The sequence below is a fragment of the Amycolatopsis sp. NPDC049159 genome, from assembly GCF_040648295.1.
Taxonomy (GTDB): Bacteria; Actinomycetota; Actinomycetes; order Mycobacteriales; family Pseudonocardiaceae; genus Amycolatopsis; species Amycolatopsis pretoriensis_A.
In genome coordinates, this window is sequence record NZ_JBEZDL010000003.1 from 23,970 (window position 1) to 46,947 (window position 22,978).

Here is a 22,978-nt window from a genome sequence, read left to right on the forward strand (position 1 = left end):
CGTTTCCGGCCGCGCGGGCCGCGGCCGCCGGCGTGCACGAATGTGCAGTTTCCACCGCCGGGAACGGGGTGCACAGGGCGCCGTCCACCCCCGGCGGCCGCGGGTGCACAAGGAGCCGCGGCGACGATCCCCGGATCCCCCGGCCTGCGGTTCTGCCGCCGGGAGCTGGTGCACCGTTGTGCGAGTGAGATGCACAACGCGTGCACAAACTTGCCCTGAGCTGGGGTTTTGACTGATAGTGGTGCTTGACCCGGTAGGCGGCGAAGATCGTCCCGCGAGGACGGCCGCGCCGCGGGTCACCCCGGGACGGCGTCTGGCCTAGGCGAGCGACCGGATCCAGGCGGTGCGCGTGGCTGTTGCAGCGGCGGCGCGTACCGCCTACGGCCTGGAAGGCCCCTCTCACTCTTCGTGTCCTGCGTGCTGACGGACCGCGTTCGTGTCGCGTGCACGTCGACTATCCGTAACTGGACTGGACCACTGAACACGCCGATGACTCGACTGGTCACCCTCCGTCGAGCACGGTACGTAGTTGTTCTTCCATAATTGGTCTGGACCACGTACCGTCTTCGCAAACGGCGCAAAACACCGGCCTGGTCCCCGCCGTCGGTGTTGGTGTCCGCCGCCGAAGCACCTGGCTCAAGGGAGAGCAATGTCCAGAAAGAGATGGCACCTCCTCGGTCTGTTCACCGCGGTCGGCGCGATCGCGGTCGGTCTCGTCACCGTGCCGGCGAGCGCCGCCGGTGGCGTGGGCGCGAGCTTCACCAAGGGGTCCGACTGGGGCTCCGGGTACGAAGGCAAGTACACGATCAGCAACGGCTCCGGCGCGACGCTGCCCAGCTGGACGGTCGAGTTCGACCTCCCGTCCGGTGCGAAGATCGCCTCCCTCTGGGACGGCAGCTACACCGCGTCCGGCCAGCACGTCACCGTCAAGAACGGCTGGAACGGCAACGTCGGCAACGGCTCGACCGCCAGCTTCGGCTTCAACGTCAGCTACTCCGGCACCTACTCGGCGCCCACCGGCTGCAAGCTCAACGGCGGTTCCTGCGACGCCGGCGGTGGCAACCCGACCACCACGCCGACGACCCCGACGCAGCCGACCACCAACCCCACCACCCCGACCACGCCCACCACCCCGCCGACGACGACCACGCCGCCGCAGCCGGGCGGGCTGAAGAACGTCGGCTACTTCGTGCAGTGGGGCGTCTACGGGCGCAACTACCACGTCAAGAACATCGAGACTTCGGGTTCGGCGAACAAGCTGACCCACATCAACTACGCGTTCGGCAACGTCAAGAACGGGCAGTGCACCGCCAACGACGACCCGTACGCCGACTACCAGAAGACCTACGACGCCGCGGGCAGCGTGGACGGCGTCGCCGACACCTGGGACCAGCCGGTCGCGGGCAACTTCAACCAGCTGCGCAAGCTGAAGAAGCTGCACCCGGGCCTCAAGATCATCTGGTCGTTCGGCGGCTGGACCTACTCCGGCGGCTTCGGCCAGGCCTCGCAGAACGCGGCCGCGTTCGCGCAGTCCTGCTACAACCTGCTCAAGGACCCGCGCTGGGCGGACATCTGGGACGGCATCGACATCGACTGGGAGTACCCCAACGCGTGCGGCCTCTCCTGTGACACCAGCGGTGCCGCGGCCTACAAGAACCTGATGGGCGCGCTGCGGACGAAGTTCGGCTCGTCGTTCCTCATCACCTCGGCGATCACCGCCGACGGCAGCAACGGCGGCAAGCTCGACGTCGCCGACTACGGTGGCGCCGCGCAGTACGTCGACTGGTACAACGTGATGACCTACGACTACTTCGGCGCGTGGGCGGCGCAGGGCCCGACGGCCCCGCACTCGCCGCTGACCAACTTCAACGGCATCCCGACGCAGGGCTTCTACTCCGACGCGGCGATCCAGAAGCTGAAGAGCAAGGGCGTCCCGTCGAGCAAGCTGCTGCTGGGCATCGGCTTCTACGGCCGTGGCTGGACCGGCGTCACGCAGGACGCCCCGGGTGGCACCGCGACCGGCGCCGCGCCAGGGACGTACGAAGCGGGCATCGAGGACTACAAGGTCCTGAAGAACACCTGCCCGTCGACCGGCACCTTCGCCGGCACCGCGTACGCGAAGTGCGGCAGCAACTGGTGGAGCTACGACACCCCCGCGACCATCGGCGGGAAGATGTCCTACGCCAAGCAGCAGGGTCTCGGCGGCGCCTTCTTCTGGGAGCTGACCGGGGACACCACGGGCGGCGAGCTCATCACCGCGATGAAGAACGGCCTGTCGTGACCCGCCGGTGGTTGCCCGCGCTCGGGCTGGCGGCCGCGGCCGCCACGATCGGCGCGATGTTCGTGATCGCCCCGGCGAACGCGGCGGGCGGGGTGTCCGCGACCTTCACCAAGGGCTCCGACTGGGGCACCGGGTACGAAGGCAAGTACACGATCGCCAACGGCTCGGGCTCGGCGTTGCCGAGCTGGACCGTCGAGTTCGACCTCCCGAGCGGCGCGAAGATCTCGTCGCTGTGGGACGGCAGCTACACCGCGTCCGGCCAGCACGTCACGGTGAAGAACTCGTGGAACGGCAACGTCGGCAACGGCGGTAGCGCGAGCTTCGGCTTCAACGTGACGTACTCGGGTTCGTACACGGCGCCGTCGAACTGCAAGCTGAACGGCGGTTCGTGCTCCGCCGGGGGTACACCCCCGACCACGACCCCGCCGACAACGCCGCCTGTGACGACGCCCCCGCCCACGACCACGCCGCCGCCGGGCACCGGTGGCAAGGGCGCGCCCTACCTGTACATGGGCTGGGGCAACCCGCCGAACCCGCAGACGGTGATGAACGCGACCGGGGTCAAGTGGTTCACCATGGCGTTCATCAACGCCTCCGGTGGCTGCAACCCGGCGTGGGACAGCAGCCGTCCGCTTTCGGGCAGCGCGGACGCGAACGCGATCGCGCAGATCAAGGCGGCGGGCGGCCAGGTCGTCCCGTCGTTCGGCGGCTGGAGCGGCAACAAGCTGGGCCCGAACTGCTCGACGCCGGCCGCGCTGGCGGGTGCGTACCAGCAGGTGATCAACGCGTACGGGCTGAAGGCGATCGACATCGACATCGAGAACTCCGACGAGTTCGAGAACGAGGCCGTGCAGGACCGGATCCTGGGCGCGCTGAAGATCGTCAAGCAGAACAACCCGGGCGTGCAGACCATCCTGACGTTCGGCACGTCGACGACCGGCCCCAACTTCTACGGGAACCGGCTCATCGACCAGTCGAAGGCCCTCGGCGCGAACGTGGACGTCTACACGATCATGCCGTTCGACTTCGGCGGCGGCTCGAACATGTACCAGAGCACGGTGAACGCGGCGAACGGCTTGCGCGACAAGCTGAAGTCGACGTTCGGGTGGAGCGACGCCACGGCGTACGGCCACCTCGGCATCTCGGGCATGAACGGCCTGTCGGACCAGCAGGAGCTCACCGATCTCTCGACTTGGACCCAGATCACGAACTGGGCCAAGACGAACAAGATCGGGCGCCTGGCGTTCTGGTCGGTCAACCGCGACCGCGGCTGCCCGGGCGGCGGCGTCCAGGCGGCGTGCAGCGGCATCGCCCAGAACGACTGGGACTTCACGAAGGTGACGGCGGGCTTCTGACGCCGTCGTGAACGAGGCCTCCTTGCCGGCTCCCCGGGCCGGCAAGGAGGCCTTCGCCGTTCAGAGGGTCTTGACGGCGTCCCCGATCGCCTGGTCGAGGATCGACACCCCCAGGGAAATCTCCTCTTCGGACGCCGTCAGCGGCGGGGCGATCCGGAACACCCCGCCCATCCCCGGCAGCTGCACGATGTTCATGTGCAGCCCGAGTTCGAGGCACCGGCTCGTGACGCGGGCGCCCAGCTCGTCCGAACTCCGCTTGGTTTCCCGGTCCACCACCAGTTCCAGCCCGGCCAGCAGGCCGCGGCCGCGGATGTCGCCGATCACCTCGTGGCGGGACGCGAGCTCCTCGAGTCCCCGGCGCAGCACCCCGCCCAGCTCGAGCGCCCGTGCGTCGAGGCGGTCGCGGGCCAGCACGTCCAAGACCGTGTTGCCGACCGCCGCCGGGAGCGGGTCCGAGACGTGCGTGGTGAAGAAGAGGAAGCCGCGGTCGTGCGCCTCCCGCTCGATCTCCGCGCTCGTCAGCACCGCGGCCAGCGGCAGGCCCGCGCCGAGGGTCTTGGAAAGCGTCAGGATGTCGGGGACGACGCCGTCGCGCTCGAACGCGTACCAGTCGCCGGTGCGGCAGAGGCCCGTCTGGGCTTCGTCGAGGATCAGCAGCATGCCGCGTTCACGGCACTTCCCGGCCAGCGCGGCGAAGTAGCCGGGCGGCGGCTCGATGATGCCGCCGGAGCTCAGGATCGGCTCGGCCAGGAACGCGGCCAGGCTGCCGACCGACTGCGCGTCGATCAGCTCGAAGCCGAAGTCCAGCTGCCGCCGCCAGTCCAGGTTGCCGTCGGCGTCGGTGAAGTCCGGGCGGTAGGAGTCGGGCGCGGGGATGGCGAAGTTGCCGGGGGCGGCGGGGCCGTACCCGCGACGGCCGGCGCTGTACGTCGCGCTCGCCGCGGCCTGGGTCATGCCGTGCCACGAACGCGCGAACGAGACGATCTCGTGCTTGCCGGTGACGAGCTTCGCCATCCGGACGGCGGCCTCGTTCGACTCGGCGCCGGTGGTCAGCAGCAACGCCTTCTCCAGCGGCGCCGGCAACGTCTCGGCGAGGCGCCGCGCGAGGTCGACGACCGGGCGGCTCAGCATGCCGCTGAACAGGTGGTCCAGCTTCGCGACCTGCCGCCGGACGGTCTCGACGATCTCCGGGTGCGAGTGCCCGAGGATCGCGCTCATCTGGCCGGACGTGAAGTCGAGGAGGCGGCGGCCGTCTTCGGTGAAGACGAAGCTGCCCTCGGCGTGGTCGATGATTTCGCGGGTGAACGTGCCGCCGTACCGCACGAGGTGCCGGTCGGCGTCGTCCCAGAAGGGTGCGGCCATGGCTTCGACGGTAGGTCCGCGCCGAGCGTCACGTCCATCTCACGATTCCGGCTTGGGTGTTCGGTTTTCCCGCACAACAATGGCGGCATGCTGAACCCGTGGCGCCTGAAGCTGCTGAGCAGGCTCGACACCCTGGGCACGGTCCGCGCGGTGGCGCAGGACGCCAACCTGAGCGCGTCGAGCGTGTCGCAGCAGCTCGCCGTGCTCGAAGCGGAAACCCGCACCCAGCTGCTGGAACGCACCGGCCGCCGGGTCCGGCTCACGCCCGCCGGGCTGGTGCTGGCCCGCCGCGCGCGGGCGATCCTCGACCACATGGACACAGTCGAAGCGGAGCTGCGCAGCCTCGGCGGCGAACCCGCGGGCCTGGTCCGGCTCGGCGCGTTCCAGAGCGCGATCCACACCCTCGCCGTGCCGGCGGTGACCCGGCTGGCGCACCCGCACCTCGAGGTCCAGCTGCTGGAGCTGGAGCCGCACGAGAGCATCCCGGCCCTGCGCGGCGGCGACGCCGACGTCATCATCACCACGACCGACTTCGTCGAGCAGCCGCTGGGCCCGGACCTCGACATCGTGCCGCTGGCGACGGACCCGATCGTGCTGGTCACGCCGCCGGAAGCACCCCGCGGCCCGGCGGTGCTGTCGGCCTACGCGGACGCGGCGTGGGCGCTGGACGTGCCGCAGTCGTACATGGCGAACCTGACCCTGCGCCTGTGCCGCGAATCGGGTTTCGAGCCGCGGGTGGTGTGCCGCTTCAGCAACTACCTGATGACGCTGCAGCACGTCGAGGCCGGGCTGTCGATCGCGCTCCTGCCGGGCCTGGCGGTGGACCGCCGCTACCGGGTGGCGACCCGCGAGCTCTCGACCCCGGTCACCCGCACGATCGCGGCGGTGGTCCGGCGCGGAACACCGTTGCGCGCGGGGGTGAACGTCGTCCTCGACGCGCTCCGGCAGCCGCCGGACCTGCCGGACCTGGCGGAATGGGCCGGGAAGTGATCAGACCTCGGTCCGCACCGGCAGCTCCGGGCTCGCGCCCCACGCCAGCTCGGTCACCGCGCGCACCGCGGCCGGGACCGCGGCTTCGACCGCCGGGGACAGGCCGAGGCCGCCGTCGACGCACGCCGGTTCGCAGCCCAGCACCAGGACGCGGCCCGCGTCGCCGCCCAGGAGGCGGAGCAGCTGGACGATCGCGTCGCCACGGAGGGCGTGGGCGTCGATGTCCTCGGTGAGGGACAGCGTGCCCGGTGGGCGGCCGTGCGGGGTGGCGTCCAGGAGGATCGTCGTGTCGTAGCCGCCGGTCAGGTCGTAGGCCAGGTGGACGGTCGCGATGTCGTAGTCCGCGATCTGCACCCACGGTGGCAGGCCCGCCCGGTCGAGCTCCTTCAGCACTTCGACGCCGAAGCCGTCATCACTCAGGAAGATGTTGCCGATGCTCGCGACCAGGACTCGTGGCCTCATCGCTCCAGGCTAGAACTGTGAATTGGCTCACACAATAGTCAGACGCGGTGCTCCCGGTCGTCCTGGACGTTCTCCGCGCGGGCGAGCCACTGCTCGGCCTCGTTGGCGGCGCCGCGCGAGCGCAGCATCCGGGCCAGGCTCAGCATGCCCTGGACGTCGCCGGTCTGGGCCGCGCGGCGGAACCACTGCTCGGCGTCGGCGAAGTCTTCGCGGTGCTCGGCGAGGTGGCCGAGGTTGGTGAGCGCCGGGACGCTGCCGTGCTCGGCCGCCTTGCGGTACCAGGCCGCGGCTTCGCCCTCGTCGCCGCGGTTGCGGGCCAGCACGCCGAGGTTCGTCATCGCCGCCGGGTCGCCGCGCTCGGCGGCGTCGAGGTACCAGCTCTCCGCCTCCTCGAGGTCGCCGCGGCGGTGCAGGAGCAGGCCGAGCCGGACGATCGCTTCGCCGTTGCCGCCGGTCGCGCCCTGGCGGTACCACGCTTCGGCGTCGCCGGGCCGGCCGAGCCGTTCGGCCTGCCTGCCGAGCTGGCAGGTGGCCGCGAGGTCGCCGGCCAGCACGGCCGAGCGCCACCAGCGGGCGGCCTCCGCGGCCTGGCCGCGGTCGCGCAGCACGATGCCCAGGTCGATCATCGCGCTGGTGGCGCCGGCGTCGGCGGCCTGCCGCAGCCACGACTCGGCCTCCTCGCCCCGGCCCTGCTCACGGAGCAGGTGGCCGAGCGCGGTGATCGAGGGCAGGTCGCCGGTGCGGGCGGCCTCGCCGTACCAGTGCTGGGCCTCGGCACGCTTGCCCGCCCGCTCGTAGGAGCGGGCGAGGTTCAGCATCCCGTGGGGATCGCCGGCCAGCGCCGCTTCGTGGTACCAGCGTTCGGCCTCTTCCTGGGCGCCGCGCTCGGCCAGCAGGTGGGCCAGCGACGTCATGGAGACGCGGTCGCCGCCCATGGCCGCCTTGCGGAACCAGGTCTCGGCCTCGGCGAGCTCCCCGCGTTCGCGCAGGGCCGAGCCCATCCTGGCCATGGCGACGACGTTGCCGCCTTCAGCGGCTTTGCGCTGGAAGAACTCGTCGAACTTCTTGAGCCGACCGGGCATCGGCTGCTCCCTCCGGATGGGTCCTGCTCCGGTAGTCGCAGTTCAGGGGCCCGGTGTGACATACCCCGCCATGGGTGGGCGAGATCACATTCGCGCCAGGTCGTCGTGTCGACGCGGTTGTCCCACGTCGGCACGGGTGAGACTACGCCGCGCGCACCCGCAGGTGAGAGGAGAAAATCTTGGCGGCCCGCAGCTTTCGGCTCAGCGTGACGCAACGGATCCTGCTGGTAGTCGCGATCCTCGCGGTCGCGCTCTTCGGCTACTGGGCCACGAGCAGGGGCGCGGGCGCGACCCCGCCGCCGTCGGCCGGCCCCGTGCCGGTCAGCGCCGCGGACGCGCAGAAGCAGCTCGACGAGCTCGGCATCGCCGCGCGGACGTCCATGGACGGCTATTCGCGCGAGAAGTTCAAGCACTGGGACAGCCAGGGCGCCGGCTGCGACACCCGCGAGATCGTCCTCAAGCGCGACGGCAAGGACGTGCAGACGGACAAGGACTGCCGGGCCACCGCCGGGACGTGGACCAGCATCTACGACGGCGAGACGTGGACGAAGCCGACCGACGTCGACATCGACCACATGGTCCCGCTCGGCCAGGCGTGGGCCAGTGGCGCGAAGGCGTGGACGGCCGAGAAGCGCGAGCAGTTCGCCAACGACCTGACCCGGCCGCAGCTGTTCGCCGTCACCGACAACGTCAACCAGCAGAAGAGCGACAAGGCGCCCGACCAGTGGAAGCCGCCGCTCGTGTCCTTCTGGTGCACCTACGCGACCGACTGGATCGTGGTGAAGCACCACTACGGCCTGACGATCACGCAGGGGGAGAAGACCGCCTTGACGGACATGCTGCGCCGCTGCTGAGCTGGCCGGCATGACGACTTTCGCGCTGGTCCACGGGGGCGGCGGCAGCGGCTGGGACTTCCACCTGCTCGGGCCGGAGCTGGTCGCCCGCGGCCACGACTTCGTCGCGCCGGACCTGCCGATCACCGATCCCGCGGCCGGGCTGGCGGAGTTCACCGGCGCGGTGCTGGACGCGCTGGGCGACCGCGCGGACGTCGCGGTGGTCGGCCACTCCTACGGCGGGTTCACGGCGCCGCTGGTCGCTTCGAAGGTGCGCGCGCGGCTGCTCGTCTACCTGGCCGGGATGATCCCGGCGCCGGCCGAGCCGCCGGGGCAGTGGTGGGGCAACACCGGTTTCGCCTCGCCGGCCGGGCTCTCCGAGGAGGAGCAGTTCTTCAACGGCGTCCCGGCCGAGCTGGCGAAGGAGTGCCAGGCGCACGGGCGCGAGCAGGCGAGCAAGGAGTGGGACGAGCCGTGGCCGCTGCCGGCCCACCCGGACGTCCCGACGCGGGTGCTGCTCTGCCGCGACGACCGGTTCTTCGTGCCGGACTTCCAGCGCCGGGTCGCCCGGGAACGCCTGGGCGTGACACCGGACGAGATCGACGGCCCGCACTGCGTGACCCTCAGCCACCCGGCCCAGCTGGCCGACCGCCTGGTGTCCTACCTGTAGCCGCTGCGCCGATCGGGTACCGGGAAACTTAAAGGTCTAGACCTATTGACTGTGTGGTCCAGGCCACTTAACGTCGTTTTCCAGCGGTGAACCCGCTTGCGTCACCTCCACCCCGGTCCCCACCATGGAGGTTTCCCGTCATGCGCTCAGCCAGGGTCCTCGCGCTGGCGGCGGTCGCCGCCGGCGGTCTGCTCGTCGCTCCCGCCGCACCCGCGTCGGCCGCGGTTCTGCCCGCCTGCCGGCACTTCTACCCGGGCACCATCCCCGACCGCCCGGTCACCGGCGGGCACGGGCCCGGCACGCTCGTCGGCGCCGTCGACGTCGCGAACCGCCTGCCCGCGCCCGGTTCCGTCAGCGGCGGGCTCGGCGCCGACGGCAAGGTCACCTTCACCTTCGCCCGCGTCCCCGGCGCGAAGGCGTACCGCGCGTTCCGCAACGGCCAGGCCCTGCAGTGGATCAGCGACTGGGGCCAGCCGACGCTCACCGTCACCGACACGAGCCCGTGCCAGGACGCGAACTACCAGCTCTACGCGATGACGGCGGAGGACAACTCGCCCGGCTCGCTCGGCCAGATCTCCACCGCCTACCGCCTCGACACGGCGAACCGGCTCGCGACCTACCGGATCCCGGCCGGCACCACGCTCAACTACCGCGTCACGTCCTACAACGACGTCGCCCAGACGGCGCTGGGCTACAGCGCCGGCCCGGGCTTCTGCGCGGTCGACGCCCGGATCATCCCGTGGGGCACCCGGTTCTCCGTCCCCGGCTACGGCGAGTGCTACGCGGCCGACATCGGCAGCTGGATCAAAGACGACATCGTCGACGTCTGGCTGCCCGGCTCCCAGGCCGACGCGTGGGGCATCCAACGGCTCACCCTGACCGTCCACTGAGGAGGGACGATGAAAGCCGAGCTCGCGCTCGCCGCGACGATCCTCTCGGCGGCGACGGTGCTCGTCGTCTCGCTGGCGACGGCCGCCACCGCACCGTCGGCGGCGTTCTCGACCGACTCGAACTGGGGCTCCGGCTACCAGGCCAAGTACACGATCAGCGCGGGCACGTCGGCGCTGACGAGCTGGAAGCTGGAGTTCGACCTGCCGGCGGGTTCGACGCTCGGCTCCTATTGGGACGCGCTCGACACCCCTTCCGGTGCGCACCACTCGTTCGCCAACCGCGAGTACAACGGCAGCGTCGCGGCGGGGGCGTCGACGAGCTTCGGCTTCCTGGTCAGCGGGGGCGGTCTGCCCGCCAACTGCAAGCTGAACGGCCAGCCGTGCGCCGGGACGACGATTCCCACCACTCCGCCGACGACGCCCCCGCCGACCACCACCACGCCCCCGCCGACCGGGGGCAGCGCGCGCGTCTCGCCGTACATCGACATCACGATGGCGACGCCGTCGCTGGTCTCGGTGGCGAACGCGACCGGCCAGAAGAACTTCACGCTCGCCTTCGCGCTCGGCAGCAGCCTCGGCTGCGACCCGCAGTGGGGCGGCACGGTCCCGCTGCTGGATGCGCGGATCATCAACGACGTCAACGCGTTGCGCGGCCTGGGCGGCGGCGTCACGGTGGCTTCGGGCGGCGCGCTCGGGCCGTACCTGGAGAACGTCTGCGGTTCGGTGGACGCGCTCTACAACGCGTACGTGAAGACGCTGGACGCGGTGGGCAGCAACAGCCTCGACGTCGACGTGGAGGCGTCCATCCCGACGGCGACGGTGAACCAGGCGTTGCTGCGGCTGCAGCAGCAGCGTGGCACGCACATCAGCTACACCATGCGGATCCAGGGCCAGGACTACGGGATGGACCCGTTCTCGGTGCAGATCCTGCAGGACGCGGCGTCGCGCGGGCTGAACGTCGTGGTCAACCCGATGCTGATGGACTTCGGCTACAGCGGCTCGTGGGGCGACGCGCTGATCTCGGCGGCCAACGCGACCTTGGGGCAGCTGAAGACGATCTGGCCGGCCAAGTCCGACGCGGAGCTCAAGGGCCTGCTCGGCCTGACCCCGATGATCGGCCGCAACGACACGGGCTCGATCACCGACCAGGCGGCGGCCCGCCAGCTGCTGTCCTACGCGCAGGCCAACCACGTGGCGAGCATCGGCTTCTGGTCGGCGGGCCGCGACAACGGCGGCTGCCCCGGCGGCGGCGCGGTGGCGACCTGCTCGGGGATTTCCCAGTCGCTGTACGAGTTCACGAACATCTTCAAGGCCTACACCGGCTGAGCCTCCCGCCCGCCGAAAGGCCTTCACGGGTGCTCACCGCAGCCGGATCGCCGTCGACGGGGCAACAGAACTCGACGAACCCGTCGTCGTTGAAGTCGGGTTCGCCGTGGTAGCGCAGGAACGGCCGGCGGTGAGGTGCTCCGCCGCCGCGTCGGAAGGCAGCTCGAGGAGCGTCCGGATCCGGGGCGGCTCACCCCGGGCAGCCGCCCGGGTCACCACTCACCGTGCGGCCGTCCCCGGGGTGGAGGTCAAGCTCACCAGCGGTCGAGGTGCAGCACCTCTTCCAACGGCTGCCGCGCCGCCGGCTTGAACGTCTCGCCCGTGTAGAACGCCGTCGGGATCAACGCCGCCTGGTGGACGTTGTCCGGCAGCTCCAGCACCTTCGCCGCCTCCTGCTCGTACTTCAGGTGCAGCGTCGTCCACGCCGTGCCCAGCGTCACCGAACGGGCCGCGAGCATGAAGCTCCACACCGCAGGCAGCAGCGACGCCCACAGGCCCGCCTGGTTGCCGGGCGGCAGCTCGGCCGACGGTGTCTCCAGGCACGGGATCACCAGCACCGGGACGTCGCCCATCCGGTCGGCCAGGTACGCCACGCTGTCGCCGACGCGCTGCTGCACCGCGGCACGCGCGGGGTCGTCCGCGAACAGCTTGCCCGCCGCCCGGTCGGAGTCGAGGTACTCCAGGCACGCCTTGCGGTAGATCCGGCCGAGCGCCGCCCGCTGGTCCTCGTCGGTGACCACCAGCCACTGCCACCGCTGCGTGTTCGAGCCGCTCGGCGCCTGCAGCGCCACCTGCACGCAGTGCTTCACCAGGTCGAGCGGCACGGGGCGATCCAGGTCCAGCCGCTTGCGCACGGTCCTGGTGGTCGTCAGGAGCTCTTCGGGCGTCATCATCGGCCCATCATGCCGGGCTCACCAGCGATCGTGCACCAGCGGCCGGATCAGCTCGTCGTACGTTTCGCGGACGCCCGCCAGCGCCTCGGCGGACAACGCGGGCAGGGCCGCCGCCGCGGTGTTCGCCGTGGCCTGCGCCGCGTTGCGCGCGCCCGGGATCACCGTGCTCACGCCCGGCTGGTCGATGATCCAGCGCAGCGCGAACTGCGCCAGCGCCTGACCCTCGGGCACGAGCCCGCGCAGCCGCTCGACGGCCGCCAGCCCGGCCTCGTACGGCACGCCGGAGAACGTCTCGCCGACGTCGAACGCCTCGCCGTGGCGGTTGAAGTTGCGGTGGTCGTTCTCGGCGAACGTCGTCGACGCCGTGTACCGCCCCGACAGCAGGCCCGACGCCAGCGGCACCCGCGCGATGATCCCCGCGCCCGCCTCGGCCGCCGCCGGCAGCACGCGCTCCAGCGGCTTGAGCCGCAGGCAGTTCAGGATGATCTGCACCGACGCCACGTTCGGGCGCGCCAACGCCGTCAGCGCCTCTTCGCACGTCTCGACGCTCACGCCGTACGCCTTGATCCGGCCTTCGGCGACCATCTCGTCGAGGGCGTCGTACACCGCGCCGGAGGAGTACACCGGCGTCGGCGGGCAGTGCAGCTGCACCAGGTCGAGCGTGTCGACGCCGAGGTTGCGGCGCGACCGGTCGTTCCACTCGCGGAAGTTCGCGGCGACGTAGTTCTCCGGCACCTGCTCGACCCGGCGGCCCATCTTGGTCGCCACGAAGACGTCGCCGCGCTCGGCGAGGAACCGGCCGACCAGCCGCTCGCTGCGGCCGTCGCCGTAGACGTCGGCGGTGTCGAAGAACGTGACCCCGGCGTCCGCGGCGGCGTGCAGCACGGCCAGCGCGTCGTTCTCGTCGACCTCGCCCCAGTCGGCGCCGAGCTGCCAGCAGCCGAGCCCCACGACGGACACCTCACGGCCCAGCCGGGCGATCTTCCGGTTCTCCATGCCGCGATCCAAGCACACGGCCGCCGCCTATGATCGCCGGTCATGGCCATGACATCGGGTCCGGACGGGCTGGGGACCCGGCTGCGGCACGTCCTCGAGGTGCTCGACGGCGACGTCGCGCGGTTCCTCGCCGACATCGGCCTCGACGGCTACCGGCCGCGCTACTCCCCGGTGGTGCGGGCGCTGCTGGCGCGCGGCCCGCTGGCCATCCGCGACCTCGCCGCGGAGATGCGCGTGACGCACTCGGCGGCCAGCCAGACCGTCGCGCAGATGAACCGGGACGGCCTCGTCGCGCTCGAACCGGGCGCCGACGCCCGGCAGCGGATCGTGTCGCTCACCGCGAAGGCGCGCGACCTGCTCCCGCTGATCGAAGCGGAGTGGGCGGCGACGACGGAGGCGTCGGAAGCGCTGGAGGCCGAACTGCCGTACTCCCTGCGCGCGCTGCTGGACGCGATCGTCGAAGCCCTCGACCGGAAGCCGTTCCGGGAGCGGATCGGGGAGACCGAAGCCGCGCGCGAGCTGCGCTGATCAGGCGTCCGCGACCCGGAAGACCGCCCAGACGTACTTGCCGCCGGGGCAGCGCTCGAAGCCCCAGTCCACCGACAGCGCCTGGACCAGCACCAGCCCGCGGCTGCGCGCCTCGGCCGGGGACGGCGCCCGCAGCTCGGGCAGCAGCGGGCCGGTGTCGTAGACGCGCAGCGTCAGGTGCCCGCCGGAGTACTCCAGCTCCATCCGCTGCGGCCGCTCGCCGTGCTCGAAGGCGTTCGTGACCAGCTCCGACGCGGCCAGCAGGACGTCGTCCAGCCGGCGCTCGCACACGCCCCGCGCGAGCAGCGCCGTCCGGATTTCGTGCCTGGCCAGCGCCGGAGCGGTGACATCGGCCGGGAGGAAGACCCTCAGGGGGGCCGCGGCAGCAAAGGTGTGCTGCGGCATCTTCGACGTCGTCATCCGGTCCCCCTCCCAGTGAGTTCGGTACCGCCCGCGAAGTACCCAAGCGGGTGAGCGGCTAATCAGGTGCCTTCGGCCAGCTCGGATTCGTCCAGGCCCGAACGCAGTTTCTTGAGCGTCGCAGCCAGCAACCGCGACACCTGCATCTGGGACACCCCGACACGGCGGGCGATGTCCGACTGGCTCATCCCGGAGCCGAACCGCAGCGCGACGATCTTGCGCTCCCGCTCCGGCAGGCTCTCCAGCATCGGGCGCAGCGCCTCCCGCAGCTCGGCCTGGCCCAGCTCGGCGTCCGGCGCCCCGAACCGGGTGTGCGCCGCGTTCTCCAGCAGGTGGTCCAGCGAAGCGCCGTAGCGGCCCTGACCGGCCCGAAGGCCTTCGTAGACGTCTTCGATGGGCACGCCCAGGCGGCCGGCGATCTCACTCGGCTTGGGCGCGCGGGAGAGCTGCACGGTGAGCTCTTCGCGGGCGGCCGAGATGTTCGCGTTCAGCTCCTTGAGCCGCCGCGGCACCCGCACCGACCAGCTGTTGTCCCGGAAGTGGTGCCGCAGCTCGCCGGAGATGGTCGGCACCGCGAACGCCAGGAAGTCCGTCCCCTGGTCGGGGTCGAACCGGTCGACGGCGTGGATGAGCCCGACCGTGGCGATCTGGACCAGGTCCTCCATCGCCTCGTCGCGGTTGCGGAACTTCCGGGCCAGGTTGCGCGCCAGTTCGAGGTGCGCGCGCACGAGGGTGTCGCGGACACGGTCGCGTTCCGGCGAGTCGGGCGGCAGCGCGGCGAGCTGCGCGAACAGCGCGCCGACGTCCGGTCCGTCCCCGCTGCCCTGGGCGGGACCGCTCACGAGTCCGCCACCTGGCTTTCCCGGACCAGGTCGACCCGGGACAGGTAGCGGCCGTCCTTCGGCGTGATGGTGCGCTCGGCCGTCGTCGCGAGCGCGGTCAGCAGCTGCCAGGAAAGCCCGGTGTCGTCCTCGTGGTCCGGGCTGTCCGAAAAGACCGAGACGGAAACTTCGATGCGCGGCCCGTTCCACGAGAAGACGCACGTGAGCTTGCCGTCCGAGCTGGCGGGGAGCAGCAGCGAGCAAGCTTCGTCCACCGCCATCCGGAGGTCCTCGACGGCGTCGAGGTCGAAGTCCTGGCGCATCGCGATGTCGGCCACGATGGTTCGCAGCGTGGGCACGACGTGCGGGATCGCGGCCGTCCGCACCTCGATGACCTGCGCGCCTTCCGGCACGAGCGGGGCGTTGTCCTCCACGTTTGTTCCTTTCTCCGGCTCGCGCTGCGGGGGGTCGGCGGTGTCCTCTCACGCCCGGTCAGCGAGATGCCCGTGGGGTGAGCAAACCAAACCCGCGTTTGATCCGCTCCACCGGCGGGCATGTAGCCGTCGACATGCTGATCCTGGGAAAGGCGGGGACGACGTGGCTGACGTGAGCCGGCTGCCCAACGTGGTTGCTGAAGAGTGGGAATGGCAGCTGAACGGCTCGTGCCGCGGTGCCGACAGCAGTCTGTTCTTCCACACCGACAACGAGCGCGGTTCCGCGCGCGAGCGGCGCGAGTCGCGCGCCAAGGCCATCTGCCAGACCTGCCCGGTCCTGGCGCAGTGCCGCCAGCACGCGATGACCGTGCAGGAGCCGTACGGCATCTGGGGCGGCCTCGGCGAGATCGAACGGCGGCAGCTGTTCCTCCGCCAGCGGCGAGCGGCCCGGAAGGCCGTCGGCGCCCACTGACCAGGCAGGATTCGAACGCACGTGAACAGCTCACGCGAAAGGGCGGCGGCCGTGGCGGGCTCGGTCGCTCCCTGGGTTAGGGTTGGCCCCGGAGTTGCCTTGACCGTGCCCGGCGCGGGGTTATGCCCCGGGCTGTGGAAGGCACGGTGACACGGTTGCCGCTTGAGACAGCAGGCGCGTACCCGGCGCAGGAGCAGCGCCTGACGAGGAGAAACTGCATGCCCGCAGCCGACCAGAACGCCACCCCGCCCGGGTTCGGCATCACGCTGGACACCGACGCGACGGAGCCCCGGGTGGTGGTCACCGGCGAGCTCGATCTGCTCACCAGCCCGCAGCTGCAGGAGGCCCTGGCGGGGCTGATCGCGGACAAGCGCGCGCAGCGGGTCGTGGCCGATCTGACCGGGGTGACCTTCTTCGATTCCTCCGCGCTGAACGTGGTGCTCCGCGCACAACGCCAGGCCGGCGAGCAGGATGTCGAGCTCGAGGTCGTCCCGAGCCCCGCGGTGAGCCGCGTGATCGAGCTCACCGGCGTGGCCGAACACCTGAGCGTGTCGGAGGACCCCCAAGCCTGACCGCCCGCTACGGTTCCGCGGACTGATTTTTGTGCGTGGACCTTGGGGGCGGCACGATGATGGGGCGGACGCATGCCCTGACCGGCTGGTGCGCGGGCTTGGCCCTGGCGCCCGCGGTCGGGGCGGGGTCGGTGCACCAGGCGGTGGTCTTCGCGGCCACCACGGCGGGTTTCGCCCTGCTGCCCGACCTCGACCACCCCGGAGCGAGCGCTTCGCGCCTCCTCGGCTGGTTGACCGGCGCCCTTTCGTGGCTGCTGAGGCGTGTTTCGGCGGCGTTCTACGCGCTGACGAAGGGCCCGCGCGACGAGAAGGTCACCGGCCAGCACCGCCACCTTTCGCACACGGTCCTCTTCGCCGCCGGCCTCGGCGCGCTGACTTCGTGGGGTACCACCACCGGCGGCCCCTGGGCGGTCGTCGGTGTGGTGATCTTCGGGCTTATGCTGGCCGAAGGCGCACTGGGCGACTGGCTGCTCCCGGTGAGCGGATCCGCCGTGGCGTGGTGGTTCTTCACCGCCCCACCGGATCGCGCGGGCGAACTGGCGTCGATCTCGGGCTGGCTCGGCATCGCGGTCGCGGCCGGGTGCCTGACCCATTGCCTGGGCGACGCGCTCACCGAGTCCGGGTGCCCGTTCCTCTTCCCGATCCCGATCGCCGGCGAGACCTGGTACGAGCTGGGTCCCCCGAAGGCGCTCCGGTTCAAGACCGGCAAGAAGGTCGAGAAGCGGCTGATCTTCCCGGTGTTCGTGGTGCTCGGCGTGCTGCTGGTGCCGGGGGTGTGGGACTGGTCGGTCAGCACGTTCGAGCGCCTGTTCATCCCGCCGACTTCCCAGCAGGCGACCACGCCTTGAGCCGTTCCGCCGCCGCGGCGGTGTCGGTGTAGTCGCGGGTGTGCTTGATCAGCCCGTCCTCGACGGTGACGACCATGACGTAGGAGACGGCGAAGGCTTCGCCGCGCATTTCCTGGTGCAGATCGAATTCGGCGACGAGCACGGCCGGGTTCGCCGTTTCGTGGACGACCACGTTGTCCGCCTTGGTGATCCGCCGGGCACCGGCGGCCGCGTGGAAGCGGCGCCGGAGTTCCTCGCGGCCCTGGGTCACGCGGGGCACGCCGGGGAGGGTGAAGGGCATTTCGAGGATGACGTCTTCGGCGTAGAGATCGGCGAGGTCGTCCCACCGGTTCTCGACCGAGGCGGCGAGGAAGCGGTCGAAGACGTCACGCGCGCCGGGCACGGTACGAGTCATCGGAATTCTCCTGGAAGACTGGGCGTTGAATCGGAACGGTGCACCCGCTTACGACGATACGGAGCCAACGCTCCGGTTGTCAACGAGGAGAGCTTGATGGAGAAGATGCGCGCGGACGCGCGGCGCAACCGGGCCAAGGTCCTGGCCGCCGCCGAGGAGGCGTTCGCCGTCGATGGGCTGGCCGTGCCGCTCGACGACATCGCGCGGCTGGCCGGGGTCGGGGCCGGCACCGTCTACCGGCACTTCCCCAGCAAGGAAGCGCTCTTCCAGGCCGTCGTGCTCGAGCGCATCCAGCAGTTCGCCGAAGAAGCCCGCGCGCTCGCCGACGCGGACGAGCCCGGTGCGGTCTTCTTCGACTACTTCGTCCGCGTCATCGGCCAGGCGTCCCTCAACCGGGCCATCTGCGACGCGCTCGCCGAGTCCGGCGGGCACGCCTTCAAAGCCGGTGCGGGCGAAGACTTCCGCGCGGGCTTCGCTCGGCTGCTCGAACGGGCGCAGCAGGCCGGCGCCGTCCGGCGGGACATCGACGGGGACGACCTGCGCGCGCTCATCGTCGGCTGCCTCGCCGTCGAGCGGTACGCGCCGGGCAGCGCGCACCTCGTCCGCGTCGTCGTCGACGGGCTGCGGGCCTAGGGGCGGCCCGCCGGGGCGTCGTTCAGGTCACGCAGTTTCCGCAGCGGCGAGCACACCAGGATCGCCGCCGCCGCGAGCACGCCGGCGGCCGCGATCCGCATCGTCGCCCGCGTGCCGAACGCGGTCGCGAGGGCGCCGCCCAGCAGGCTGCCCAGCGGGACCATCCCGAGGACCAGCGTGTGGGTGATCGAGTTGACCCGGCCCAGCAGCTCCGGCGGCGCGACCGCCTGCTGGAAGCTCATCCCGAACACGTTCAGCACGATGACGCCGTAGCTCGCGAAGAACCCGGCGGCGACGTAGCAGGTGAGTCCCCAGCCGGGCCCGGTGAGCGGGTAGAGCTGGTAGGCCAGGCCGAACAGCACCCCGGCACCCCAGAGGGCCCGCGCCTGGCCGATCCGCGCGCCGAGCCGCCGCGCGGTGAGCCCGGCGGTCAGCGCGCCGGTCAGCGACGCCGTGCCGAGCAGCCCGATCGCCCACGCGGAGAGCCCGACGTCGCGGGACAGGAAGACGATCACGATCGCCAGGTGCGCCGACTGGAAGAGGCTCGACACCGCGCCGTGCGCGCTGATCGCCAGCAGGACGCGGTTGCCGCGCACCACGCGCAGTCCTTCGCCGATCTCGCGCAGCAGCCGCCGCGGCCGAGGGGCCGGGCGCACGTCCGGCGTTTCGATGCGGCGCAGCCACAGCGCCGACCACAGGTAGCTCACGGCGTCGGCGGCGAGCGCGGCCGCGGCGCCGAGCGCCTGGACGATCAGCCCGGCCAGGCCGGGGCCCGCGACCGCCGCCATCGACAGGTTCGTCTGGAGCCGCGCGTTCGCCTCCGGCAGCTGCTCGCGCGGCACCAGCCGGGGGACGTACGTCTGGTGCGCGATGTCGAAGAACACGCCGAGCAGCCCGGCCCCGAGGACCACGAGCAGCAGCTGGGGCAGGCCGAGCACGCCGAACAGGGCGGCGACCGGGATCGTCGCGATCAGCGCCGCGCGCCCCACGTCGGCGGCGATCAGCAGCGGCCGCTGGCGGATCCGGTCGCACCAGGCGCCGACCTGGAGGCCGAGCACCAGGTAGGGGAGCGTCTCCGCGGTGCGCAGCAGCGAGACCTCGAAGACCGACGCGCCGAGGGCGGAGACGGCCAGCAGCGGCACCGCCAGCACGTCGATCCGGCTGCCGAACTGGCTGGCGAGATCGGCGATCCACAGCCGTCGGAAGTCGCGGTTCCCCAGTGCCCCCACCATTCCAACCTGGCACATCCGGTAACACGAAGTAAGATCGACGCGAGTTAGTCCTCGTACCTGCGCTGCGCGTGGCGAGGGGGTGCCCGGATGAGTGGCCGACCTACCTGGAGCTCCGCCGCGGTCACCGGACTGGCGGGATTCGCCTCCGGACTGCTCGTCGCCGCGCTGCTCATCGCCGGACGCGCGACTCCCCGGCCGGTCGAAGTCACGACACCGCCGCCGACCAGCACCGTGCCCGCCGTGCCCGTCACGGTGACCGCGTCGGTGCCCCCGTCCATCGTCACCTCGGTCGACACACCGCCGCCGACGACCACGACGAGCCGCGTCGAGGTCACCGTGACTTCGACGCCGACCTCGGTCACGCCGAGCTCGACGTCGCCGGTGCTGCCGCTGACCAGCGGCCGGCGCGACTGACGGTGCAACCGACCGGCCGCCGATCCCGTCTGGCCGTCATGCGAAGGATTCCGTGGATCGCCGTGGTCCTGCTCGCCGCGGCCGGGTGCGGGGCGGATTCGGCGGTCCCCTGCACGATGATCGGCACCCCGGTCGGCATCGGCCTGTCGATCCCGCAGCCGGCGGGCATCACCCGCGCGACGCTCGACGCCTGCTGGGGCGGCCGGTGCGTCACGCGCCAGGTCGGCCTCTTCCCCGAGTCCGCGGCGGGGGCGACGACGTGCTCGGGCGGCGTGTGCGGCGCGTCGGCGGTCCCGACCGGCGGCCTCCGCGGCTTCGCCGACGTCCCGGGCCTGCCCGCCGGGCCGGTGCGGGTCACCGTCCGGTTCGACGACGGCAAGCCGCACGGCGTCGAGGTGACGCCGTCGTTCAGCGAGCCGAACGGCCCCGCCTGCGGGAAGGCAGGGCCGCAAGCCCAGCTCCTGGTGGGCGCGGGCGGCGAACTGCGGGCGCGTTAACCGACGTCCCGGCGCCGCCAGCCGACCAGGCCGGCGGCCAGCGCGACGGCCGCGACCCCCAGCAGCCAGACGATCGGTGTCGCGGCGAACTCCTGGCCCGGGAGCTTCGGCGGGTGCTGGAACGGCGAGACGTCCAGCACCGCCTGCGGCAGGTTCACCACCGGGCCGAACAGGCTGAGCAGCAACGCCAGCGCGCCCACCGCCCACGCCGCGGCCGAGTACGCCGGCAGCAGGCCGAAGATCGCCACGGCGACCGCGACCACCACCCAGGCCGCGGGCAGCTGGACGAGCATCCCGGCGAGGGTGTCGCCGATCGAGCCGCCGACGTCGCCGGTGCGCAAGCCGTTGGCCAGGCCCATGAAGAGGCCGCCGACCAGCAGCAGCGCCGCCGTGCCGAAGAAGGCGAACACCAGGTGGCCGCCCGCCCAGCGCAGCTTGCCGACGCTGGTGGCCAGCACCGGTTCGAGCCGGATCGCGGTCTCCTCGCCGCGCATCCGCAGCGCCGCCTGGACGCCGTAGAGCGACGCGACCATGGCGAACATCCCGGCCATCGCGGCGAGGAACGCCTGCGTCAGCGCGTGGCTGCCGCCGAGCCGCTCGAAGATCTGCTGCGCCTGCGGGCTCGACCCGACGAGGTCGCCGATGCCGCTGGCGATCGACCCGAAGACCGCGCCGACGACGGCCACCCCGATCAGCCAGCCGAGCAGCGGGCCGCGGTGCAGCCGCCAGGCGAGCGCGAGCGGCGAGCGCAGGCCCGCTGCCGCCCGCGCGGGACCGGGTCGCGGCGGCAGGATGCCGACGCCGACGTCACGGCGGGGGAGCAGCCAGTACCCGATCCCGCCGACGACGAGCGCGAAGGCCGCCGGCAGCAGGAGCACCCACCAGCGTTCGACGGCGAACGCCCGGACCTGCTGCACCCAGCCGATCGGCGACAGCCACGACAGCCAGCGGGCGTCCACAGTGGAGTCCCCGGCGCCGCGCAGCAGGAAGGCGCCGCCGACCACGGCGGTGCCGATCCCGTTGGCCGTGCGCGAGTACTCGGCGAGCTGGACGGCGACCGCGGCGACGGCCGTGAACCCCAGTCCCGCCAACGCTTCCGACGCGCCGAAGGCGACCGAGCCGGCCGCGGGCAGCCCGGCGCCGATCAGGCTGACCGCCTGGATCAGTCCGATCAGCACGCTCGCCCCGCCGGCCACCAGCAGCGCCGACGTCAGCGCCGCGTACCGGCCGACGACCGCGGACGCGAGCAGCTCCGCGCGCCCGGTGTCCTCCTCGGCGCGGGTGTGCCGGGTCACGGTGAAGACCGCCATCAGCCCGGTGAGCAGCGCCAGGAACCCGCACATGCGCCAGGCGATGAACCCGCCGGCCGTGGTCAGGTCGAACGGCGGCCCGTAGAGCAGCGCGTACGACGGGTTGGCGTTGGCGCCGGCCTGGAGGGCGAGCCGGTCGGCCACCGTCGGGTAGAACTGCGTGAACGTGTTGACCGTGCTGGCCGGGACAACGCTGAGCAGCACGATCCAGATCGGCAGGACCACGCGGTCGCGGCGCAGCGCGAGCCGGGTGAGGTGCCAGGTGCCGGCGAGCTCGTGGGCCGGGGCGACGCCGGCTTCGGCGCGCGAAAGGGTCGCGGTCATTTCGCGCTCGCTTCGGTGGTGTAGTGCCGCAGGAACAGCTCTTCGAGGGTCGGTGGCTGGCTGACCAGGCTGCGCACGCCGACCTCGGTGAGCCGGCGCAGGGCTTCGTCGAGCGAGCGCGTCTCGACGTCGAACCGGACGCGGTTGCCCTCGACCTTGAGGTCGTGGATGTTCGCCAGCTTCGTGAGCCCGTTCGGCGGGCCGGCCAGCTCGGCGGTGATCGACGTCCGGGTCAGGTGGCGCAGTTCGGCGAGCGTGCCGGACTCGACCGTCCGGCCGTTGCGGATGATGCTGACCTTGTCGCACAGCGCCTCGACCTCGGCGAGGATGTGGCTGGAGAGCAGCACGGTCCGGCCCTGCTCGCGCTCCTCCTGGATGGCGTACTGGAACGTCGCCTCCATCAGCGGATCGAGCCCGGACGTCGGTTCGTCGAGGATCAGCAGGTCGACCCGCGAGGCGAGGGCGGCGACGATGGCGACCTTCTGCCGGTTGCCCTTCGAGTACGTCCGCCCCTTCTTCTTCGGGTCGAGGTCGAACCGCTCGACGAGGTCGGCGCGCCGCTTCTCGTCGAGCCCGCCGCGCAGGCGGCCGAGCAGGTCGATCACCTCGCCGCCGGAGAGGTTGGGCCAGAGGTTGACGTCGCCGGGCACGTAGGCCAGGCGGCGGTGCAGGCTCGCGGCGTCCTTCCACGGGTCGCCGCCGAGCAGCCGGACGTCCCCCGAGTCCGCGTGGAGCAGGCCGAGCAGCACCCGGACGGTGGTCGACTTCCCGGCGCCGTTCGGGCCGAGGAAACCGTGTACTTCCCCAGTAGGTACCTGCAGATCGAGGCCGTCGAGGGCCTTCGCCCGGCCGAACGACTTGTGGAGGCCGGAGATCGCGATGGCGTTTTCCATGCTTCGGAAGCTACACTGGTTTCACAAAGTTGTGAAGTTAAGAAAA

At 71.6% G+C, this 22,978-nt stretch carries 26 protein-coding genes; 14 read left to right on the top strand and 12 right to left on the bottom strand.

From position 1 onward, the window contains the following. The first annotated feature begins 649 nt into the window (after window positions 1-649). Entirely contained in the window at window positions 650-2,281 is a 1,632-nt protein-coding gene (locus AB0B33_RS06160) for a glycosyl hydrolase family 18 protein (protein WP_247015725.1), read from the top strand. Then, window positions 2,278-3,636 (top strand): cellulose binding domain-containing protein, encoded by a 1,359-nt coding sequence (locus tag AB0B33_RS06165; RefSeq protein ID WP_360767540.1) that lies wholly within the window; start codon window positions 2,278-2,280, stop codon window positions 3,634-3,636. The genes AB0B33_RS06160 and AB0B33_RS06165 overlap by 4 nt, the downstream gene beginning before the upstream one ends. Before the next feature lie 60 nt (window positions 3,637-3,696). On the opposite strand, the gene AB0B33_RS06170 is transcribed toward AB0B33_RS06165, so the two are convergent. Continuing rightward, complete coding sequence (locus tag AB0B33_RS06170; RefSeq protein WP_247015721.1) at window positions 3,697-4,998, bottom strand: aspartate aminotransferase family protein; 1,302 nt, start codon at window positions 4,996-4,998, stop codon at window positions 3,697-3,699. A gap of 87 nt (window positions 4,999-5,085) precedes the next feature. On the opposite strand from AB0B33_RS06170, the gene AB0B33_RS06175 reads away from it, so the two are divergent. Continuing rightward, entirely contained in the window at window positions 5,086-5,988 is a 903-nt protein-coding gene (locus tag AB0B33_RS06175; protein ID WP_247015719.1) for a LysR family transcriptional regulator, read from the top strand. Here AB0B33_RS06175 and AB0B33_RS06180 read toward each other — a convergent pair whose 3' ends face one another. Both AB0B33_RS06180 and AB0B33_RS06185 read right to left on the bottom strand, forming a co-directional pair. After that, window positions 5,989-6,450, bottom strand: coding sequence for a hydrogenase maturation protease (locus AB0B33_RS06180; protein WP_360767545.1), 462 nt, complete (start codon window positions 6,448-6,450; stop codon window positions 5,989-5,991). 38 nt (window positions 6,451-6,488) lie between these two features. Further along, window positions 6,489-7,532, bottom strand: a complete 1,044-nt coding sequence (locus tag AB0B33_RS06185) for a tetratricopeptide repeat protein (protein WP_360767548.1) — start codon at window positions 7,530-7,532, stop codon at window positions 6,489-6,491. Window positions 7,533-7,711: 179 nt separating this feature from the next. Between AB0B33_RS06185 and AB0B33_RS06190 the strand changes: the two genes are divergently transcribed. The 4 genes from AB0B33_RS06190 to AB0B33_RS06205 all read left to right on the top strand — a co-directional run bounded on the left by AB0B33_RS06190 (window position 7,712) and on the right by AB0B33_RS06205 (window position 11,251). Then, window positions 7,712-8,386 carry an HNH endonuclease family protein gene (locus tag AB0B33_RS06190; RefSeq protein ID WP_360767551.1) on the top strand — a complete coding sequence of 225 codons (675 nt, stop codon included), beginning with the start codon at window positions 7,712-7,714 and terminating at the stop codon, window positions 8,384-8,386. Between the two features lie 10 nt (window positions 8,387-8,396). Beyond that, on the top strand, window positions 8,397-9,035 hold the full coding sequence (locus AB0B33_RS06195) for an alpha/beta hydrolase (protein WP_360767554.1): 639 nt from the start codon (window positions 8,397-8,399) through the stop codon (window positions 9,033-9,035). A gap of 140 nt (window positions 9,036-9,175) precedes the next feature. Continuing rightward, window positions 9,176-9,925, top strand: a complete 750-nt coding sequence (locus tag AB0B33_RS06200; RefSeq protein WP_360767557.1) for a 3D domain-containing protein — start codon at window positions 9,176-9,178, stop codon at window positions 9,923-9,925. A gap of 9 nt (window positions 9,926-9,934) precedes the next feature. Next, window positions 9,935-11,251, top strand: a complete 1,317-nt coding sequence (locus AB0B33_RS06205; protein ID WP_360767559.1) for a cellulose binding domain-containing protein — start codon at window positions 9,935-9,937, stop codon at window positions 11,249-11,251. A 254-nt stretch (window positions 11,252-11,505) separates the two neighbouring features. Here the strand turns inward: AB0B33_RS06205 and AB0B33_RS06210 are convergent, their stop codons facing one another. Together AB0B33_RS06210 and AB0B33_RS06215 are read right to left on the bottom strand one after the other, a co-directional pair. Next, a complete protein-coding gene (locus tag AB0B33_RS06210; RefSeq protein WP_360767562.1) occupies window positions 11,506-12,144 on the bottom strand; it encodes a nitroreductase family protein in 639 nt (212 codons plus the stop codon). 18 nt (window positions 12,145-12,162) lie between these two features. After that, window positions 12,163-13,140 carry an aldo/keto reductase gene (locus AB0B33_RS06215; protein WP_360767566.1) on the bottom strand — a complete coding sequence of 326 codons (978 nt, stop codon included), beginning with the start codon at window positions 13,138-13,140 and terminating at the stop codon, window positions 12,163-12,165. 42 nt (window positions 13,141-13,182) lie between these two features. Between AB0B33_RS06215 and AB0B33_RS06220 the strand changes: the two genes are divergently transcribed. After that, window positions 13,183-13,668: a MarR family transcriptional regulator gene (locus tag AB0B33_RS06220; protein ID WP_360767569.1), complete on the top strand. Its 486-nt coding sequence runs from the start codon at window positions 13,183-13,185 to the stop codon at window positions 13,666-13,668. Here the strand turns inward: AB0B33_RS06220 and AB0B33_RS06225 are convergent, their stop codons facing one another. The 3 genes from AB0B33_RS06225 to AB0B33_RS06235 all read right to left on the bottom strand — a co-directional run bounded on the left by AB0B33_RS06225 (window position 13,669) and on the right by AB0B33_RS06235 (window position 15,343). Next, window positions 13,669-14,088: an ATP-binding protein gene (locus tag AB0B33_RS06225; protein ID WP_360767572.1), complete on the bottom strand. Its 420-nt coding sequence runs from the start codon at window positions 14,086-14,088 to the stop codon at window positions 13,669-13,671. Window positions 14,089-14,150: 62 nt separating this feature from the next. Then, window positions 14,151-14,930 carry a SigB/SigF/SigG family RNA polymerase sigma factor gene (locus AB0B33_RS06230; RefSeq protein ID WP_247015698.1) on the bottom strand — a complete coding sequence of 260 codons (780 nt, stop codon included), beginning with the start codon at window positions 14,928-14,930 and terminating at the stop codon, window positions 14,151-14,153. Beyond that, window positions 14,927-15,343, bottom strand: a complete 417-nt coding sequence (locus tag AB0B33_RS06235; RefSeq protein ID WP_247015696.1) for an anti-sigma factor — start codon at window positions 15,341-15,343, stop codon at window positions 14,927-14,929. Before AB0B33_RS06235 ends, AB0B33_RS06230 begins: the two co-directional genes overlap by 4 nt. 163 nt (window positions 15,344-15,506) lie before the next feature. Between AB0B33_RS06235 and AB0B33_RS06240 the strand changes: the two genes are divergently transcribed. The 3 genes from AB0B33_RS06240 (at window position 15,507) to AB0B33_RS06250 (ending at window position 17,235) form a co-directional block, all read left to right on the top strand. Beyond that, complete coding sequence (locus AB0B33_RS06240) at window positions 15,507-15,815, top strand: WhiB family transcriptional regulator (RefSeq protein WP_247015694.1); 309 nt, start codon at window positions 15,507-15,509, stop codon at window positions 15,813-15,815. Between the two features lie 218 nt (window positions 15,816-16,033). Next, on the top strand, window positions 16,034-16,387 hold the full coding sequence (locus AB0B33_RS06245; RefSeq protein WP_086862300.1) for an STAS domain-containing protein: 354 nt from the start codon (window positions 16,034-16,036) through the stop codon (window positions 16,385-16,387). 59 nt (window positions 16,388-16,446) lie between these two features. Next, window positions 16,447-17,235, top strand: coding sequence for a metal-dependent hydrolase (locus AB0B33_RS06250; protein ID WP_247025396.1), 789 nt, complete (start codon window positions 16,447-16,449; stop codon window positions 17,233-17,235). Here AB0B33_RS06250 and AB0B33_RS06255 read toward each other — a convergent pair. Beyond that, a complete protein-coding gene (locus AB0B33_RS06255; RefSeq protein WP_360767576.1) occupies window positions 17,198-17,629 on the bottom strand; it encodes a nuclear transport factor 2 family protein in 432 nt (143 codons plus the stop codon). The two genes, AB0B33_RS06250 and AB0B33_RS06255, sit on opposite strands and share 38 nt — an antisense overlap. Before the next feature lie 96 nt (window positions 17,630-17,725). Here AB0B33_RS06255 and AB0B33_RS06260 point away from each other — a divergent pair, with 96 nt between their 5' ends. Then, the gene (locus AB0B33_RS06260) at window positions 17,726-18,262 is read left to right on the top strand and encodes a TetR/AcrR family transcriptional regulator (RefSeq protein WP_360767579.1); all 537 of its coding nucleotides are present in this window, start codon (window positions 17,726-17,728) and stop codon (window positions 18,260-18,262) included. Here AB0B33_RS06260 and AB0B33_RS06265 read toward each other — a convergent pair. Further along, window positions 18,259-19,494, bottom strand: coding sequence for an MFS transporter (locus tag AB0B33_RS06265; protein ID WP_360767582.1), 1,236 nt, complete (start codon window positions 19,492-19,494; stop codon window positions 18,259-18,261). The two genes, AB0B33_RS06260 and AB0B33_RS06265, sit on opposite strands and share 4 nt — an antisense overlap. Window positions 19,495-19,581: 87 nt before the next feature. Here AB0B33_RS06265 and AB0B33_RS06270 point away from each other — a divergent pair, with 87 nt between their 5' ends. Continuing rightward, window positions 19,582-19,908, top strand: a complete 327-nt coding sequence (locus AB0B33_RS06270; protein WP_247015686.1) for a hypothetical protein — start codon at window positions 19,582-19,584, stop codon at window positions 19,906-19,908. 38 nt (window positions 19,909-19,946) lie between these two features. Next, the gene (locus tag AB0B33_RS06275) at window positions 19,947-20,405 is read left to right on the top strand and encodes a hypothetical protein (protein ID WP_360767585.1); all 459 of its coding nucleotides are present in this window, start codon (window positions 19,947-19,949) and stop codon (window positions 20,403-20,405) included. On the opposite strand, the gene AB0B33_RS06280 is transcribed toward AB0B33_RS06275, so the two are convergent. Together AB0B33_RS06280 and AB0B33_RS06285 are read right to left on the bottom strand one after the other, a co-directional pair. Continuing rightward, on the bottom strand, window positions 20,402-22,039 hold the full coding sequence (locus AB0B33_RS06280) for an ABC transporter permease (RefSeq protein ID WP_360767587.1): 1,638 nt from the start codon (window positions 22,037-22,039) through the stop codon (window positions 20,402-20,404). The two genes, AB0B33_RS06275 and AB0B33_RS06280, sit on opposite strands and share 4 nt — an antisense overlap. Continuing rightward, on the bottom strand, window positions 22,036-22,932 hold the full coding sequence (locus tag AB0B33_RS06285; protein ID WP_360767590.1) for an ABC transporter ATP-binding protein: 897 nt from the start codon (window positions 22,930-22,932) through the stop codon (window positions 22,036-22,038). Before AB0B33_RS06285 ends, AB0B33_RS06280 begins: the two co-directional genes overlap by 4 nt. Window positions 22,933-22,978 lie beyond the last annotated feature (46 nt).

Coding starts and splice junctions, on each gene's coding strand:
- AB0B33_RS06160 (WP_247015725.1), top strand. CDS start 650: ATGTCCAGAAAGAGATGGCACCTCCTCGGTCTGTTCACCGCGGTCGGC.
- AB0B33_RS06170 (WP_247015721.1), bottom strand. CDS start 4,998: ATGGCCGCACCCTTCTGGGACGACGCCGACCGGCACCTCGTGCGGTAC.
- AB0B33_RS06175 (WP_247015719.1), top strand. CDS start 5,086: ATGCTGAACCCGTGGCGCCTGAAGCTGCTGAGCAGGCTCGACACCCTG.
- AB0B33_RS06180 (WP_360767545.1), bottom strand. CDS start 6,450: ATGAGGCCACGAGTCCTGGTCGCGAGCATCGGCAACATCTTCCTGAGT.
- AB0B33_RS06185 (WP_360767548.1), bottom strand. CDS start 7,532: ATGCCCGGTCGGCTCAAGAAGTTCGACGAGTTCTTCCAGCGCAAAGCC.
- AB0B33_RS06195 (WP_360767554.1), top strand. CDS start 8,397: ATGACGACTTTCGCGCTGGTCCACGGGGGCGGCGGCAGCGGCTGGGAC.
- AB0B33_RS06200 (WP_360767557.1), top strand. CDS start 9,176: ATGCGCTCAGCCAGGGTCCTCGCGCTGGCGGCGGTCGCCGCCGGCGGT.
- AB0B33_RS06205 (WP_360767559.1), top strand. CDS start 9,935: ATGAAAGCCGAGCTCGCGCTCGCCGCGACGATCCTCTCGGCGGCGACG.
- AB0B33_RS06210 (WP_360767562.1), bottom strand. CDS start 12,144: ATGATGACGCCCGAAGAGCTCCTGACGACCACCAGGACCGTGCGCAAG.
- AB0B33_RS06215 (WP_360767566.1), bottom strand. CDS start 13,140: ATGGAGAACCGGAAGATCGCCCGGCTGGGCCGTGAGGTGTCCGTCGTG.
- AB0B33_RS06220 (WP_360767569.1), top strand. CDS start 13,183: ATGGCCATGACATCGGGTCCGGACGGGCTGGGGACCCGGCTGCGGCAC.
- AB0B33_RS06225 (WP_360767572.1), bottom strand. CDS start 14,088: ATGACGACGTCGAAGATGCCGCAGCACACCTTTGCTGCCGCGGCCCCC.
- AB0B33_RS06245 (WP_086862300.1), top strand. CDS start 16,034: ATGCCCGCAGCCGACCAGAACGCCACCCCGCCCGGGTTCGGCATCACG.
- AB0B33_RS06250 (WP_247025396.1), top strand. CDS start 16,447: ATGGGGCGGACGCATGCCCTGACCGGCTGGTGCGCGGGCTTGGCCCTG.
- AB0B33_RS06255 (WP_360767576.1), bottom strand. CDS start 17,629: ATGACTCGTACCGTGCCCGGCGCGCGTGACGTCTTCGACCGCTTCCTC.
- AB0B33_RS06260 (WP_360767579.1), top strand. CDS start 17,726: ATGGAGAAGATGCGCGCGGACGCGCGGCGCAACCGGGCCAAGGTCCTG.
- AB0B33_RS06265 (WP_360767582.1), bottom strand. CDS start 19,494: ATGGTGGGGGCACTGGGGAACCGCGACTTCCGACGGCTGTGGATCGCC.
- AB0B33_RS06270 (WP_247015686.1), top strand. CDS start 19,582: ATGAGTGGCCGACCTACCTGGAGCTCCGCCGCGGTCACCGGACTGGCG.
- AB0B33_RS06275 (WP_360767585.1), top strand. CDS start 19,947: ATGCGAAGGATTCCGTGGATCGCCGTGGTCCTGCTCGCCGCGGCCGGG.
- AB0B33_RS06280 (WP_360767587.1), bottom strand. CDS start 22,039: ATGACCGCGACCCTTTCGCGCGCCGAAGCCGGCGTCGCCCCGGCCCAC.
- AB0B33_RS06285 (WP_360767590.1), bottom strand. CDS start 22,932: ATGGAAAACGCCATCGCGATCTCCGGCCTCCACAAGTCGTTCGGCCGG.